12 protein-coding genes are annotated in these 15,514 nt (G+C 61.3%); 7 read left to right on the plus strand and 5 right to left on the minus strand.

The features are described from left to right. Positions 1-45: 45 nt before the first annotated feature. Positions 46-435 (minus strand): Mth938-like domain-containing protein, encoded by a 390-nt coding sequence (locus BUC24_RS03990; RefSeq protein WP_073212816.1) that lies wholly within the window; start codon positions 433-435, stop codon positions 46-48. Between the two features lie 204 nt (positions 436-639). Between BUC24_RS03990 and BUC24_RS03995 the strand changes: the two genes are divergently transcribed. Beyond that, the gene (locus BUC24_RS03995; RefSeq protein ID WP_073212817.1) at positions 640-1,869 is read left to right on the plus strand and encodes a pyridoxal phosphate-dependent aminotransferase; all 1,230 of its coding nucleotides are present in this window, start codon (positions 640-642) and stop codon (positions 1,867-1,869) included. A 20-nt stretch (positions 1,870-1,889) separates the two neighbouring features. Continuing rightward, complete coding sequence (locus BUC24_RS04000; RefSeq protein WP_073212818.1) at positions 1,890-3,212, plus strand: homoserine dehydrogenase; 1,323 nt, start codon at positions 1,890-1,892, stop codon at positions 3,210-3,212. A gap of 273 nt (positions 3,213-3,485) precedes the next feature. Here BUC24_RS04000 and BUC24_RS04005 read toward each other — a convergent pair whose 3' ends face one another. Together BUC24_RS04005 and BUC24_RS04010 are read right to left on the minus strand one after the other, a co-directional pair. Continuing rightward, positions 3,486-4,268: a DUF2145 domain-containing protein gene (locus BUC24_RS04005; protein ID WP_073212819.1), complete on the minus strand. Its 783-nt coding sequence runs from the start codon at positions 4,266-4,268 to the stop codon at positions 3,486-3,488. 2 nt (positions 4,269-4,270) lie between these two features. Then, positions 4,271-4,690 (minus strand): hypothetical protein, encoded by a 420-nt coding sequence (locus tag BUC24_RS04010; RefSeq protein WP_073212820.1) that lies wholly within the window; start codon positions 4,688-4,690, stop codon positions 4,271-4,273. A 142-nt stretch (positions 4,691-4,832) separates the two neighbouring features. On the opposite strand from BUC24_RS04010, the gene BUC24_RS04015 reads away from it, so the two are divergent. The 3 genes from BUC24_RS04015 to BUC24_RS04025 all read left to right on the plus strand — a co-directional run bounded on the left by BUC24_RS04015 (position 4,833) and on the right by BUC24_RS04025 (position 9,790). Continuing rightward, positions 4,833-5,567 carry a helix-turn-helix domain-containing protein gene (locus tag BUC24_RS04015; protein ID WP_073212821.1) on the plus strand — a complete coding sequence of 245 codons (735 nt, stop codon included), beginning with the start codon at positions 4,833-4,835 and terminating at the stop codon, positions 5,565-5,567. A 30-nt stretch (positions 5,568-5,597) separates the two neighbouring features. Continuing rightward, the gene (locus BUC24_RS04020) at positions 5,598-7,484 is read left to right on the plus strand and encodes an MFS transporter (RefSeq protein WP_073212822.1); all 1,887 of its coding nucleotides are present in this window, start codon (positions 5,598-5,600) and stop codon (positions 7,482-7,484) included. 92 nt (positions 7,485-7,576) lie between these two features. Beyond that, complete coding sequence (locus BUC24_RS04025) at positions 7,577-9,790, plus strand: hybrid sensor histidine kinase/response regulator (RefSeq protein ID WP_073212823.1); 2,214 nt, start codon at positions 7,577-7,579, stop codon at positions 9,788-9,790. Here BUC24_RS04025 and BUC24_RS04030 read toward each other — a convergent pair. After that, the gene (locus BUC24_RS04030; RefSeq protein WP_073212824.1) at positions 9,787-11,319 is read right to left on the minus strand and encodes a hybrid sensor histidine kinase/response regulator; all 1,533 of its coding nucleotides are present in this window, start codon (positions 11,317-11,319) and stop codon (positions 9,787-9,789) included. The genes BUC24_RS04025 and BUC24_RS04030 overlap by 4 nt on opposite strands. A 6-nt stretch (positions 11,320-11,325) precedes the next feature. Further along, positions 11,326-12,825 carry an ATPase domain-containing protein gene (locus tag BUC24_RS04035; protein WP_073212825.1) on the minus strand — a complete coding sequence of 500 codons (1,500 nt, stop codon included), beginning with the start codon at positions 12,823-12,825 and terminating at the stop codon, positions 11,326-11,328. A gap of 355 nt (positions 12,826-13,180) precedes the next feature. On the opposite strand from BUC24_RS04035, the gene BUC24_RS04040 reads away from it, so the two are divergent. Together BUC24_RS04040 and BUC24_RS04045 are read left to right on the plus strand one after the other, a co-directional pair. Further along, the gene (locus tag BUC24_RS04040; RefSeq protein WP_229448017.1) at positions 13,181-14,974 is read left to right on the plus strand and encodes a phage tail sheath family protein; all 1,794 of its coding nucleotides are present in this window, start codon (positions 13,181-13,183) and stop codon (positions 14,972-14,974) included. Between the two features lie 12 nt (positions 14,975-14,986). Next, positions 14,987-15,511 (plus strand): phage tail protein, encoded by a 525-nt coding sequence (locus BUC24_RS04045; protein WP_073212827.1) that lies wholly within the window; start codon positions 14,987-14,989, stop codon positions 15,509-15,511. Positions 15,512-15,514: the final 3 nt, after the last annotated feature.

The following is a 15,514-nucleotide window of genomic DNA, read 5'->3' on the forward strand; positions in this document are numbered from 1 at the left end:
CGCTGATTGTAAACCCCGCAGCGCAACAGGGGAATTAAGAAGGCCTTAAGCAGGTGCCTTGCCCGGTTCGATGATCAGGGCCAGGGTGACCTTGCGGCCTTCGCCCATCAATACATTGTAGGTACGGCAGGCAGCCTTGCTGTCCATGCTTTCCACGCCAATGTGCCGCGCCGACAGGCTGGCAATCAGGCGCGGGTGCACGAAGCGCTGACGTTCGCCCGTGCCCAGAATGACGACATCCGGCTTGTCAGCCTCGATCTGTTCGAAATGAGCGGCAGTCAGTGCCTCAAAATTAGGCACATCCCAGGCGCGCGGCGGCGTTTCCGGCATGACGATCAGGCTGTACTGGAAACGCTCGGCGTTGATTTCGACCCCGCTGTCATCGTAACCGGTGACGGTCTGGTATTGTTTGGTGGTGCTGGCGTGAAGCTTCATGACAAATCGGTGTTGATACGGGAGTCCACCAGCATGCCACAAATGACATTAAAGCGCGAATTTTCACGAATCTGCCGCCAAAAGCGGCGCAAACGCGCTATTTCCACTCACTTTGGCGGCCCCGGCGGTTGATTAAATCAAGCGCATTCGGCAGAATGGTATTTTTCGCACTGCAACATAGAGCATCATTGACAGGGAAATATTTTGCGACCGATTCTGAAATCGAACAAATTAGACGATGTTTGCTACGAAATCCGCGGCCCGGCCAATGAGAAGGCCCGGCAGATGGAAGAAGAAGGGCAGAAGATCATCAAGCTGAACATCGGCAACCTGGCCGTGTTTGGTTTCGACCCGCCAGACGAGATCGTGCACGACATGATCCTCAACATGCACGGCGCGGCTGGCTATACCGATTCGAAAGGCATGTTCGCGCCGCGCAAGGCCGTCATGCACTACACGCAAAGCAAGAACATTAGCGGCGTGACGATCGAAGATATTTACCTGGGCAATGGCGCCTCCGAGCTGATCGTGATGGCCATGAACGGCCTGCTCAACAATGGCGACGAAGTACTGGTGCCGGCGCCGGACTACCCGCTCTGGACGGCCGCAGTCAGTCTGTCGGGCGGCAACCCGGTGCACTACATCTGCGACGAGCAGGCCGGCTGGTTCCCCGACATTGACGACATGCGCCGCAAGATCACCAGCAATACCAAGGCGATCGTGGTGATCAACCCGAACAATCCAACCGGCGCACTGTATCCGCGCGAAATCCTGATCGAGATCATCGAGCTGGCACGCCAGCATCAGCTGATCATCCTGGCTGACGAAATCTACGACAAGGTGCTGTACGACGGCCACCAGCACGAATCGATCGCTTCGCTGGCGGACGACGTGCTGTTCATCACCCTGAACGGCCTGTCCAAGAATTACCGCTCGTGCGGCTACCGCGCCGGCTGGATGGTGGTGTCGGGCGAGAAGCGCCACGCCAAAGACTATATCGAAGGCTTGAACATGCTGGCCTCGATGCGCCTGTGCGCCAATGCCCCCGGCCAGTTTGCGATCCAGACGGCGCTGGGCGGCTACCAAAGCATCAACGACCTGGTGGGCCCCGGCGGGCGCCTGCTCAGGCAGCGCGATATGGCCCACAAGCTGTTGACCGATATTCCGGGTGTTACCTGCGTCAAGCCAAAAGCGGCGCTGTACATGTTCCCCAAGCTCGATCCCGCGATGTACCCGATTGCGGACGACCAGCAGTTTGCCGTTGAATTGCTGACCGAAGAAAAAGTACTGGTCGTCCAGGGCACGGGCTTCAATTGGAACAAGCCGGACCACTTCCGCCTTGTGTTCCTGCCCAACTCGGACGATCTGCTCGATGCCTGCAGCCGGATTGCGCGCTTCCTCGACGGTTACCGTCGGCGCCACGGCAAGGGCTGAACACCTACAACGAAAAGACTATGAAACCCATCAAAATCGGCCTGATCGGCCTTGGCGTCGTCGGCAGCGGCACGTTTAACGTCCTCAAACGCAACCAGGAAGAAATCCGCCGCCGCGCCGGCCGCGGCATCGAGATCGCCATGATCGCCGTGCGCAACAAAGAACGCGCCGAAGCGATTGTCGGCAGCGACTGCGAAGTCGTCACCGATCCATTCCTGGTGGTCGATCATCCAGATATTGAAATTGTGGTCGAACTGATTGGCGGCTACGACACCGCCAAAGAGCTGGTCCTGCGCGCCATTAACAATGGCAAGCACGTGGTCACCGCCAACAAGGCCTTGCTGGCCTTGCACGGCAACGAGATTTTTGCTGCCGCCCAGGCGCGCGAAGTGATGGTGGCGTTCGAAGCCGCAGTCGCTGGCGGCATCCCCATCATCAAGGCGTTGCGCGAAGGCTTGACGGCCAACCGCATCGAATCTGTGGCCGGCATCATCAACGGCACCACCAATTTCATCTTGTCCGAAATGCGCGACAAGGGACTGGACTTCGGCACCGTGCTCAAACAGGCGCAGGCGCTGGGCTACGCGGAAGCCGATCCTACCTTCGACATCGAAGGCGTGGACGCGGCGCACAAGGCGACCATCATGTCGGCCATCGCCTTCGGCATTCCCGTGCAGTTTGAAAAAGCCCACGTGGAAGGCATCAGCAGCTTGCAGGCGATCGACATCAAGTACGCCGAGCAGCTAGGTTACCGCATCAAACTGCTGGGCATCACCAAGCGCGCCGTGGTCAATGGCGTGGAAGGCATCGAGCTGCGCGTGCACCCGACCTTGATTCCTGCCAAGCGCCTGATCGCCAACGTGGAAGGCGCCATGAATGCGGTGCTGGTGCAGGCCGACGCCGTGGGCGCCTCGCTGTATTACGGCAAGGGCGCCGGCGCCGAGCCGACTGCTTCGTCGGTGATTGCCGATCTGGTCGACATCACCCGTCTGGCTACGGCCAACCCGGAATACCGCGTGCCGCACCTGGCCTTCCAGCCGAACCAGATGACCGATGTCGAGATTTTGCCGATGTCTGAAATCACCACCAGCTACTACCTGCGCGTGTACGTGAAGGACCAGCTGGGCGTGATGGCCGACCTGACCCGGATTCTGGCCGACGCGCAGATTTCGATCGACGCCGTCATGCAGAAGGAACCGGGCGAAGGCGAGACCCGCACCGACATCATCATCCTGACCCATCAGACCCAGGAAAAGAACATCGACGCCGCCATCGCCAAGATGGAAACGCTGGAAACGGTGGTCGGCAAGATCGTCAAGATCCGCCTCGAAAACCTGAGCTGATCACAGCCACATCGTCCTCGCGAAGGCGGCGGTGCGACGCCTCGCGACCCATAGCTCGCATACTCTGTGGTGCAGGCCATTGTGCCATGGGTCCCCGCCTTCGCGAGGACGATGTGGTGGTTTGCTTAGCGCGCGGTGACACCCTTGCCCGGGTCGTGCTGGCCAGACTCCACATCGTCCTCGCGCAGGCGGGGACCCACAGCACGCATATTCTGTGGTGCAGGCCATTGTGCCATGGGTCCCCGCCTTCGCGAGGACGGTGTGGGGGTTTGCTTAGCGCGCAGTGACCAGCAGTTCACGCGTGCCCGGCTCGCGCTGGCGCACGAAGTTCAGGACCGATTCCACCGTCACCGTATCAATGCGGCCTGCCGCCCGGCGTGCAAACGGGTGATCATCAAATGAGATATTCGCACTGAACATACGCGCACCCAGTCGCTTGGTGGCCGGGATGTCAAGCGTGGTCGGTGTGTAGCCCGCAGCGCGCAGCCAGGCTTGCGCGCGCCCTCGATCTTGTACGCCCATGTCCGACGTGCTGGCCGCGTAGGTCTCCAGCACCCACTGGTTCGAATTCTGATACTCGGTCGAGAACGGGTAGGCCAGCATGTTGTAACGCGCGTAGTGCATGCGGTTGGCCACATACGAACCAAGCACACCTGCAATGCGCGACTGGCTCTGCGCCGATGGAATCAGCACCACCGCTTCATAGCGGTACAAATCATCAAGGAAGAAGTTGGCCAGGCCCTGGTCGTACAGACCTGAACTGGCCGTGCCGCACTGGTTCAGCTCATGCACCACCAGCCACGTTCCCTTGGGATGGTCGCGCCACACATACGCGGCATGCGAGTAGCGCAGGCCGTAGGCCGACAAGTCCTGTCCAACACGGCCGATAATGGCCACCTGCGCGCCGGATGCTTCCAGCGCCGCGCGGGTATTCTCGGCCAGCTTCATGCCACTGACAAAAGTCTGCACGCTGGTTTTTTTCACTTCGCAGTTGCGGCCCGCGTGGGCTGCATTCAGGCTGCAGGCGAGCAGCAGGAACATGATAAATCGGCGCATGATCAGTACCCCGGACCGTTATGACGCGCATGGTAGATCAACGATGCGCCGATCTCGGTGGGCACAAAGGCGATCGCTTCGCCGGCCGCCACCAAAATGTAGCCGCTGGCAATCGTCACCACGCTGATAGCCGCGCCAGTGACCAGCAGCGAGCTGGCCGCAGCCTGGCCGGCCAGCCGGATCGAGGCGCGCGCTGCGTGCGATGCACCTTCCAGCACGATGATCACAGATTCGCCCACCACCTGCACGCTGGCGATGACGACGCCGCCCGACGCAGCCACGGCGGACAGCGAGCCGCCCACCACCAGGGCGGACCCGGCCCCGATCAGGGCCGACGCGCCCGACAGATCGGTGCTGGGATTGGGCTCGGCCTGGGCGGTGGCCACAGTGCAGGCAAGGGCGAGGGCGATCAGCGATTTCATGGTGCATCCTTCATAGGCAGGCCGGGTTGGCAGGACGGATCATGTGCCTGAATGCGACGCACCACAATTAAATGCACTACGGTATCGCTTTTACGGGCAAACAGTATTAAGATCTGCTACCGGAAGACAAAGGAACGCAGGCATGCCACACGCAATTACACTGGTCGACACCTTGAAGCGCTTGTTGAAAGCGCGGGGCATCACGTACGGCGAATTGGCCGCACGCATCGATATGTCGGAAGCGAGTGTCAAACGCATGTTTTCACAGAAAAACTTCACCTTGCAGCGGCTGGACGACATCCTCACCGCCAGCGGCATCGAGTTCGATGAGCTCAGCGCCGCCCAAAGCGACCCCTCCCTGATCTCACAGCTGACGCTGGCCCAGGAACGCGAAATCATTGGCGATCCGCGCCTGCTGGTGGTGGCGGTATCGGCCATGAACCACATTGGCTTTGACGATATCGTGCGCTACTACGATATGAGCGAGCTGGAAGTGACCAAGTACCTGCTCCGGCTGGACAAAATCGGCTTCCTGGAACTGCTGCCAAACAATCGCGTCAAGCTGCTGATCGCGCGCACCTTCGGCTGGATCGCCAATGGGCCGATCCAGACTTACTTCCGCCACGAGGCGGCAGCCGACTATCTCAATTCGCGCTTCGATGGCGAAGATGAGGTCATGCGCATGGTGAACGTGATGCTGTCCAAGCAGTCGGCCGCGGCGCTGCTCGAACGCCTCAAGCAGGTGGCGGCGGAATTCTCGCAGCAGCACCAGCACGAGACGCGCCTGCCGCTTGAACAAAAACACGCGATCAGCTTCATCGTTGCAGCGCGTCCCTGGGTGCCGCAGGCATTCAAGACGCTGCAGCGCAAATCCTAATTCCCATCCCTTACCCGCACCGAGACCCACATGAGCCAATCGAGCCAGTTTTCCCTGTTGAAGCAGCGCCGTTTTGCCCCGTTTTTCTGGACCCAGTTTTTGGGCGCGTTCAACGATAACGTGTTCAAGACGGCCTTCCTGGTGGTGCTGACCTTTGACGCTGCCAAATGGACCACGCTTGATCCGTCCATGCTCACCAATCTGATTCCAGGCCTGTTCATCCTGCCGTATGTGTTCTTTTCTGCCACCGCCGGTCAGATCGCCGAGAAGGTCGAGAAGGGCCGCCTGGCGCGCATCGTCAAGCTGATCGAGATTGGTATCATGCTTGTCGCCGGCATTGGCTGGATGACCAAGTCGCTGCCGCTGCTGCTGGCGGCAGTGGTGGGCATGGGCGTGCACTCCACCTTGTTTGGCCCTGTCAAATACGCGTACCTGCCGCAGCACCTGAAGTCGGAAGAACTGGTCGGCGGCAACGGCTTGATCGAGATGGGTACCTTTGTCGGCATTTTGCTTGGTCAGGTGCTGGGCGCCTGGCTGGTCAAGTTCGGTTCCGACGGTGCCACCCTGGTCGCTGGCGCCACGCTGCTGTTTGCTGTCGTCGGCCTGGTGGTCAGCCTGCGCATTCCCGCGTCGCCGGCGCCGGCGCCTGAATTGAAAATCAATCCAAACGTGTTTGCCGAGACCATGCGCAACCTGGCCTTCTCGCGTCAGAACCGTACGGTGTTCCTGTCGATGCTGGGGAACTCCTGGTTCTGGTTTTACGGCGCGATTATCCTGTCCCAGTTCCCGCTGTATGCCAAAACCTATCTGCACGGTGACGAGACTGTGTTCGTTGGCTTGCTGACGGTATTTTCGATTGGCGTTGGTGCCGGCTCGCTGCTGTGTGAAAAGCTCTCCGGTCACAAGGTGGAAATCGGCCTGGTGCCATTTGGTGCGATCGGCCTGTCGGTGTTTGGCGCCGAGCTGTATTTCGCCAGCGTCGCTTACACCAGCACGGCCCAGCTGACGCTGGCCACCATGGCCAGTACGCCGGGCATGGCACGCATCTTGATCGACATCGCGCTGCTGGGGGTATTTGGCGGCTTGTTCATCGTGCCGCTGTTCGCCCTGATCCAGACCCGCTGCGAGCCGACCCACCTGTCGCGCACCATTGGCGGCATGAATATTTTGAATGCGCTGTTCATGATTGTCGCTGCCGGGGTGGCCATGGTCATGCACAAGCTGGGCTTCAGCATTCCCGAGATGTTCCTGGCCACGGCGGTCTTGAACGCGATTGTCGCGTTGTACATCTTCTCGCTGGTGCCTGAATTCCTGATGCGCTTCCTGGCCTGGATGCTGATCCATACCATTCACCGCGTCAAAACGGTCGATGTTGATCGGATTCCGGACGAAGGCCCCGCTGTCCTGGTCTGCAACCATGTCAGCTATGTCGACGCGCTGGTGATTGGCGCCGCCAGCCCGCGCCCGATCCGTTTCGTGATGGATCACCGTATCTTCAAGACCCCGTTCATGGGCTGGATCTTCCGCACCGCGCGTGCCATCCCGATCGCCTCGGCCAAGGAAGACCAATGGACCATGGAGAAGGCCTACATTGAAATTGCCAAGGCCCTGCACGAGGGTGAGCTGGTGTGCATTTTCCCGGAAGGGAAGCTGACCAGCACGGGCGAAATGAACGAGTTCCGCGGCGGCGTGGCCAAGATCCTCGAACGCAGCAAGGTGCCAGTGATTCCGATGGCACTGCGCGGCTTGTGGGGCAGCCTGCTCACGCGCGACAAGGCCAATCTGTTCGAGCGCTCATTTGCGCGCGGTCCGCGCTCGCAACTGGCGCTGGCGGTCGGCCTGCCCGTGCCGCCGCAGGAAGCCACGCCCGAATACCTGCATCAGCAAGTGCTGTCTTTACGCGGAGACTGGAAGTAGGCAAGTGCAGCGGCTGCGGGTGCAAAAATCGACTATGATGGCCTTCCCGTTTGCCCGGAAATCCACCGTCCCATGAATTGCCCCGTGCCGCCATGAAGATCCGTACCTATCTTGCGTTGATGGTGGCGGCGATTCTGATCCCGGTGATCCTGTTCTCGACCATTTCGCTGAACATGCTGCTCAAGTCCGAGCGCGATGCCGCGCTCAAGGGCGTGCGTGAAACCGCGCGCATTTCGCTGGTCAGCATCGACCGCGAACTGACCAATACCGAATCAGCGCTGCGCATGCTGGCCAACTCGCCGTATCTCGCCAGTGGCGACATGGCCGGCTTTTACCAGCAGGCCCATTTTGCCGACCGTCCCGGCACCACCTGGACCGCGCTGTTGAATGACAAGGGCGAGCTGCTGATGAACACGGCCGTGCCTTTTGGTACGCCCATGCCACCGGGCGATGGCGCAGCGCGCGTCGCGCAGGTGCTCGCCAGCGGCAAACCGCAAGTGTCGAACCTGATTCGCGGCGTTGTGACCCAGGCCCTGCTGGTGGTGGTCGATCTGCCTGTTAAAACACCGGACGGCACCCGCTACGTCATTTCCCAAGGTTTCAAGATCCAGCATTTCAATGGCGTACTCAGAAATGTGAATGCGCCCAGCGGCTGGCTGGCCGGCGTGTTTGACCGCAATGGCATCACCATCGCCCATACCCACGGCAAGGACGGTGAGGCGCCGGGGGACGCCCAGCCGGATTTGCGCGACGCGATCCGCAGCAAGACCGTCGGCGTCATCCGCAACGCCAGCGAAGACCGATTGAAGCTGTACACGGTGCTGGAACGCTCGGCGCTGTCCGGCTGGACGGTCGCAGTCGGCGTGCCGGAAGCGGAAATCGAATCGGCTGCACGCCAGGCCTTGATGGTGTCGATGTTCGGCTTGCTGGCGGCAGTGGCTTGCGCTGCCGGTGCGGCGCTGTTTTTCGCGCGCCGGCTGTCGCATTCGATTGCCCAGGCTGCGCGCTCGGCGCATGCGCTTGAACACGACCAGGAACTGGGGCCGTCCGAAGTCTCGGGCGTGATCGAGGTCGATGAAGTGCAGGACGCGATTGTGGCCGCGGCTGCCGTGGTGCGCATGGAAAAAGCATCACGCCAGGTGGCCGAAGAAGAGCGCGAAATTCTGTTCGAACGGGAGCATCAGGCGCGCACCGTGGCCGAGCAGCAGAATCGGGCCAAGGATGAATTTCTGGCGATGCTGGGCCACGAGTTGCGCAACCCGCTGGCTGCCATCGTCAATGCCACCGGCGTGATGGCCCATAGCGCCGGCGGGGCCGAGGCAAACGCGCGCGCACGCGACATCATCGCGCGCCAGAGTGGACACCTGACGCGCATCATCGACGATCTGCTCGACATGGGGCGCGTCCACTCCGGCAAAATTCTGCTCGAGCGGCGCGCCTTGCGTCTCGACGCGGCGGTGGACAACTACATGGCGGCAGTGACCGAGTCCGAGCGCGGCGGGCGGCACGCAATCAGCGTCGCCTCCGAGCCGGTCTGGGTTGACGCCGATCCGACCCGCCTTGAGCAAATCATCGCCAACCTGATCGACAATGCACTCAAGTACACGCCCCCTGGCGGCAGCATCAACGTCGCGGTGCGTATCGAAGGGGCCGAGGCAGTGCTGGCCGTGGCCGACTCGGGGATCGGCATTTCGCAGGAGCTGATGCCGTTTGTGTTTGACCTGTTTGTGCAGGGCACGCGTACGCTGGACCGGGCCCAGGGCGGGCTTGGTGTCGGGCTGGCGCTGGTGCGGCAACTGGCCTTGATGCATGGCGGGCGCGTGACCGTGTACAGCCAGGGAACGGGGCAGGGCAGCTGCTTCGAACTGCGCCTGCCGGCCGTTGCCGCGCCGCCGGCACAGGAACCCGCCGTGTCACCGGCGGCCGGCGCGCGCCAGCATGTGCTGCTGATCGAAGATAACGAGGACGGCCGCGAAATGATGGTCTTGATGCTCGAATCGAATGCTTACCAGGTATCCAGCGCCGCTGATGGGTATGACGGCTTGCGTCAGGCCTTGGCCGTGCAGCCGGATGTGGCGCTGGTCGATATCGGCTTGCCTGGCATTGACGGCTACGAGGTGGCGCGCCGGATGCGGGCCGACCCGGCCACGCGTGCAGTACGGCTGGTGGCCCTGACTGGCTACGGGCAGGAAAACGACCGTGCCACTGCACTCGATGCGGGGTTTGACGCGCATCTGGTCAAGCCGGTGGAAATGGCACGCCTGGTGCGCGTGCTGGAAGAGCTGGCGCCTTCTAAAGCCAGCTAGACCACGCGCCGCAGCAATGGCTGGCGCTTCAGGCGCCCGTCGGCCAGGCGTTTGATCTCGTCGAAATTGACCGGTTTAATCAAGTGATGGTCGAAGCCTGCCTCAATCGTGCGCTGGCGCGCGTCGCTCTGGCCCCAGCCTGTCAGGGCGATCATCAATACGTCTTTCGACCCAGGCTTTTTGCGGATGCGGCGCGCAGCTTCGTAGCCGTCCATGCTGGGCATGCCCAGGTCCATGACGATCATGTCGGGCATGGCTTGTTCTACCGCCTGCACCGCTTCAAAGCCATCGTAGGCGGTGGCGACGTTACAGTTTTCCATTTCAAACAAGGCTTGCAGCGAATCGGCGGCGTCACGATTGTCGTCCACCACCAGTATCTTGGGCCGCTGGTCGCTCTGGCCGATACTGGTTTCACTTTGCGGCTGCTGGTCCGGCCTTGTTTGTGAGACCACCGGCAGCGTCACTGCGAATTCGCTGCCTTTGCCCAGTCCCTCGCTGCTGGCGATGACGCTGCCGCCATGCATTTCGGCGAACTGGCGTGCCAGCGACAAACCGATCCCGAGACCGCTGGCAATCTGGCCTGAGGGCGGACGGCTTTGTTCGAACATGGCAAAGATACGCCCCAGCGCGGCTGCTTCCAGGCCAATGCCAGTGTCGCGGATATAGATTTTCAGCGTGTCGCCATCGACCGTGGCGCGCACGCTGATGTAGCCTTCCGGCGGCGTGAACTTGACGGCGTTCGATAAAATATTGGCGACGATCTGGACCACGCGCGCATAGTCGGCGTAAAGCACGATCTCCTCTTCCGGCAGCGCGAAATCAATCTTCACGCGGCGTGCAGCGGCTGGCGCGGTGCAAAGTTCGGTCACGTGGCCCATCACGGCGGCAAAGGTGGTGAAGTCGCGCTGCAACTCGATCTTGCCGCTGTTGATGCGCGCCACGTCGAGCAGATCGTCCACCAGCCGGGTCAGGTGGGTAACCTGGCGCTCGATCACATCGGTCACTTTTTTGACGGGCGCCTGGTCCGGATACAGGTGCGCCAGCACCCCCATCGAGGTGCGAATCGGCGCCAGCGGATTGCGCAGTTCGTGCCCCAGGCTGGCCAGGAATTCATCCTTGCGGCGATCGGTCTCGCGCACCTGGTACTGCTTTTCACGCGCACGCAGCACCGACTGCAGCGACGTGATCAGGGTCAGGGTACGCACTGGGCGCTCCAGCAAGGTGACATTGCCCAGCACCGCGATCGCCTGGCGCACGCTCAGCGAGTCCGGCCCGCGGTTGGTCAGCAGCACAATGGGCAGATCCGACCAGGCAGGCTGACGCTGTACGCATTCGCCCAGCACCTTCAGTCCTCCGCTCGACAGCGCTTCTTCCACTGTCAGCACGGCGCCCACGCCGATCAACAGTTCGGCGGCCAGATGGGTCGATGTTTCGGTGATCAGATTATCGACCCCTGCCATCGACAGCAGCTTGGCCGCCAGCACGGCATCCTGACCGCTGGGCGCATAAATGAGGACACGTTTTTCCATGACTGTCTAGGTCTCCTCGTCGAACAGGACATGGCACTGGTTTTCGTCGAACGTCGGCACGCCGGTCAGAATGCCATGGAAATTCGTCAGTACATCGCCTACCTTGATGCCCGCGCTGCTCATCGAGAACAGCCGAATGCTGCGCTCGTGCAAACCGACCCGTTTCTTGAAAACGGAGATCGCCTGGCGCACCTTGCCGCGCGCTTCGAAGTAGCGCAGCATGATGACGCTGTCGGCGATGTAGCTGGCGTCGACGGTGGTCGACATGGAGCCGCCAATCACCCCCGGCTGCACGCCAACCAGAATGGTCACCACGCCACGCTGGCCCAGATAGGTCAGCAGCTCGTGCATATGGGTGGTCAGGAAGCGCTCGTCTGGCATCGCTTTCAAATAGCCATTCAGACTGTCGATCACAATCACGCGGGCGCCGCGGCGCTCGGCATCGGTGACCGCCTGCATGAATTCGCCCGGTGCCATTTCGGCCGGGTCGACCTGCTGGATTGTCAGCAGGCCCCTGTCAATCGACGGCTGCAGATCCAGCCCCAGCCCGGCAGAGCGCAGCATCAGGTTGTTGCTCGCTTCCTCGAACAGGAACATGGCCGCTTTTTCGCCACGCTGGTTGGCCGCATACACATACTGGGCACACAGCGACGACTTGCCGGTGCCGGGCGGCCCGGAGATGAGCGTGCTGGTGCCTTCGTCCAGGCCGCCCCCGGTGAGCGCATCGAGTGCAGCAATGCCGCTCGAGAGCTGTTTGCGTGTGGCGCTCACGCGCGTGTAGGCGGCAATCAGGCGTGGATAGACCTGCAGGCCGCCAGTGACGATTTTATAGTCGTGCGAGCCACCCCGAAACGCGATGCCGCGGTATTTGACAATGCGCACGCGGCGCCGCTCGGAGCCGTAATCCTGGTTGATCAGTTCAAGCGTGATGACGCCGTGCGCCACGCTGCGCACCTGCAAGTCGCCCGACAGCGCCGTGCGGTCGTCCAGGAACAGGGTGGTGCAGCCTTTGCCGGACAAGTACTGCTTGAGCGCGAGCACCTGGCGCCGGTAACGTAGCGGGCTTTCCGCCAATAGCTGCAGCTCTGACAGCGAATCGAGCACTACCCGCGAAGGTTTGTATTTTTCGATTGCATCGAGAATGCGCTGGGTCGTCATGCCCATCTCGATTTCGGATGGATGGAAGATCGTGAATTGCTGATCGGGGTGCAGGATTTCCTCGTTCGGGATGATGTCCTCGACCTGGATCCCATCCATGGACCAGCCATGCGACTGCGCTACGGCTTTCAGTTCGACCCGCGTTTCCGCCAGCGTGATGTAAATGACGGATTCGCCGCGGCGCACCCCCTCATTTAAAAACTGCAGGGCCAGCGTGGTCTTGCCGGTGCCAGGTTCGCCTTCGATCAGGAACAGGCGGTCGCTGGTCAGGCCGCCGCCAAGAATCTCGTCGAGGCCCTTGACGCCAGTCGACAGGAAACGGTTGGTGTCAGTATTTTGTGTATCCATGGAACCCCCCATCAGCGTGGGTTAATTTGATCAGATGCAACTATTTAACTAAATAGTACCTGAATGTCCCAGTACTCGATGTTCATTAGCGTAGTTCGAAACTACTGTATTTATAAAAGTTGTTGCGGAGATAACATCTGCCTCGCTAATATGTTACTTGATCCACATCAAAGTGCATCGATGTTGCAGTTCCATAATGGTTGAGCTCGTTTGCGCCCGCACAGGGAAACACCTGTCAGAGCGCACCAGAAATCGGCCTGTCTCGCTTTTCGGATTTAACAATGTTTAAAACGCAAGGCTAGCCCGGTTGCCACCCCGCTGCCTTCCCCGCTGCATACTTTTGATGGAGGGCAACATGCCTTCGACATTGAGTTACCCAGGCGTCTATATCGAGGAAATTCCCAGCGGCGTGCGCACCATCACCGGCGTGGCCACGTCCATCGCCGCGTTTGTTGGCCGGGCGCTGCGCGGTCCCACCGATGAAGCGGTGGTCATTAATAGCTACGGCGACTTCGAGCGCATCTTCGGCGGCCTGTGGGTCGAAAGCACACTTGGCTTCGCCGTGCGCGACTTCTACATGAACGGCGGCGGGCAGGCGATCATCGTGCGCCTGTTTAATCCCAGCGCCGCCGACGAAGGCGCCGTGCCGCCCGTGCCGGCGCGCACCCCGCTCACGGTTGGCAACTTCACCTTCGAAGCGGCTTACGAGGGTGGCTGGGGCGGCAATCTGCGCTTTGCCATCGACACCCAGGTGTCGGACCAGGTGGCCATGCAAATGGGCGTGGCAAAGACTGCATTGTTTAATATGACGGTGACGGAAGTGGGCGCGAGCGGGGTGCCGCTGCAGGTCGAACAATTCCGCAACCTGACCGTGATCGCCAGTGCGCGCCAGTTAAACAAAGTGCTGGCGCTGGAATCGCGCCTGCTGCGCTGGCGAGGCACGTATCCGCCAGGTACCTTGCCCGACATCGCCGGTCTGCACACCGCATCGGCCGCGCTGAAGACTGCCCAGGATGCGCTGGCAGCGGCGCTGGCAGCCAATCCGCAGGTGCCTGCGACGGTGGACGCGGCCAAGGCGGCCGTCAAGCAAAAGACAGCCGACCTGGCGGCCATCGCGACTGACAATATCAGCCGCGCCGAGCAGGCGTTGGCAGCTGCGCTGGCGCTGGACCCGCCCGATGCCGGTGCCGTTGATACGGCCCGCACGGCGCTGGCCGCTGCCAAAAAAACCTCGAACGGCGCGCCTCTGATCGAAGCCAATTTCACCGGACCCGGCAAACAGAATGACAAGAAGGGGCTGTACGCGCTGCGCAAGGCTGACCTGTTCAACATGCTGTGCATCCCACCTTACAAGGCCGATGGCAATGTCGACCCCAGCCTGGTGGCCGAAGCGGGCAGCTACTGCGAACACCGGCGCGCAATCCTGATGGTGGACCCGATCGCCAGCTGGACCGACAAGGATGCGGCCAAGGCCGGCGTGGCCAGCGTGGGCACCAACAGCAAAAATGCCGCGCTGTTCTTCCCGCGGCTGAAGCAGCCCAACCCGCTGCACGACAATCAGCTGGAAGACTTTGTCCCGTGCGGGGCCGTGGCCGGCATCTTTGCGCGCACCGACAATACGCGCGGGGTGTGGAAGGCTCCGGCCGGACTCGACGCCACCCTGGTCGGCGTGCCGCAGCTGAGCGTGGCCCTGACCGACGCGGAAAACGGCGAGCTCAATCCGCTCGGGATCAACTGCCTGCGCGCGATGCCGGCGGCAGGCCGCGTGGTTTGGGGCGCTCGTACCCTGCAGGGTGATGACCGCCTGGCGTCGGAATGGAAGTACATTCCCGTGCGCCGCACTGCATTGTTTATCGAGGAAAGCCTGTACCGCGGCACCCAGTGGGTGGTGTTTGAGCCGAATGACGAACCGCTGTGGGCGCAGATCCGCCTGAATCTGGGCGCGTTCATGCAGAACCTGTTCCGTCAGGGCGCCTTCCAGGGCAAGACTCCGGCCGAAGCGTACTTCGTCAAGTGCGACAAGGAGACCACCACCCAGACCGATATCAATCTCGGCATCGTCAATGTGGTGGTGGGTTTTGCGCCCTTGAAACCAGCAGAGTTCGTTGTGATCAAACTCCAGCAAATCGCTGGGCAGATCCAGACCTAACAGGAGGATGAGATGGCCCAGTTCAGCGTCAATGTACAGCGATTCGATCCGTACAAAAACTTCAAATTCCGCGTCAAGTGGGATGGCCGCTATGTGGCCGGCGTCAGCAAGGTCGGCGGCCTGAAACGCACCACCGAAGTGGTCAAGCACCGCGAAGGCGGCGATCCATCATCGAGCCGCAAGTCGCCCGGCCGCACCGAGTTCGAAGCCATCACCATCGAGCGTGGCGTGACCCACGATCTGGAGTTCGAAAAATGGGCCAGCAAGGTGTGGAGCTTCGGCACCGGCCTGGGCGCAGAAACCTCGCTCAAGGACTTCCGCAAGGAGATCATCATCGAGGTCTACAACGAGACTGGACAACTGGCTTTGGCGTACAAGGTGTTCCGCTGCTGGGTATCGGAATACCAGGCATTGCCGGACCTCGATGCCAACGCCAATGCCGTGGCGATTCAGACCATCAAGCTGGAAAACGAGGGCTGGGAGCGCGACCGCGAAGTGGCCGAACCGGCTGAACCGACCCTCAACGGCCAAGGCTGAGCA

Source organism: Massilia sp. CF038 (genome assembly GCF_900129765.1).
GTDB lineage: Bacteria > Pseudomonadota > Gammaproteobacteria > Burkholderiales > Burkholderiaceae_D > Telluria_A.

Bases quoted from the DNA above. Each gene is read 5' to 3' on its own strand.
- BUC24_RS03990 (WP_073212816.1), bottom strand. From the start codon at position 435: ATGAAGCTTCACGCCAGCACCACCAAACAATACCAGACCGTCACCGGT.
- BUC24_RS04000 (WP_073212818.1), top strand. From the start codon at position 1,890: ATGAAACCCATCAAAATCGGCCTGATCGGCCTTGGCGTCGTCGGCAGC.
- BUC24_RS04005 (WP_073212819.1), bottom strand. From the start codon at position 4,268: ATGCGCCGATTTATCATGTTCCTGCTGCTCGCCTGCAGCCTGAATGCA.
- BUC24_RS04010 (WP_073212820.1), bottom strand. From the start codon at position 4,690: ATGAAATCGCTGATCGCCCTCGCCCTTGCCTGCACTGTGGCCACCGCC.
- BUC24_RS04015 (WP_073212821.1), top strand. From the start codon at position 4,833: ATGCCACACGCAATTACACTGGTCGACACCTTGAAGCGCTTGTTGAAA.
- BUC24_RS04020 (WP_073212822.1), top strand. From the start codon at position 5,598: ATGAGCCAATCGAGCCAGTTTTCCCTGTTGAAGCAGCGCCGTTTTGCC.
- BUC24_RS04025 (WP_073212823.1), top strand. From the start codon at position 7,577: ATGAAGATCCGTACCTATCTTGCGTTGATGGTGGCGGCGATTCTGATC.
- BUC24_RS04030 (WP_073212824.1), bottom strand. From the start codon at position 11,319: ATGGAAAAACGTGTCCTCATTTATGCGCCCAGCGGTCAGGATGCCGTG.
- BUC24_RS04035 (WP_073212825.1), bottom strand. From the start codon at position 12,825: ATGGATACACAAAATACTGACACCAACCGTTTCCTGTCGACTGGCGTC.
- BUC24_RS04040 (WP_229448017.1), top strand. From the start codon at position 13,181: ATGCCTTCGACATTGAGTTACCCAGGCGTCTATATCGAGGAAATTCCC.
- BUC24_RS04045 (WP_073212827.1), top strand. From the start codon at position 14,987: ATGGCCCAGTTCAGCGTCAATGTACAGCGATTCGATCCGTACAAAAAC.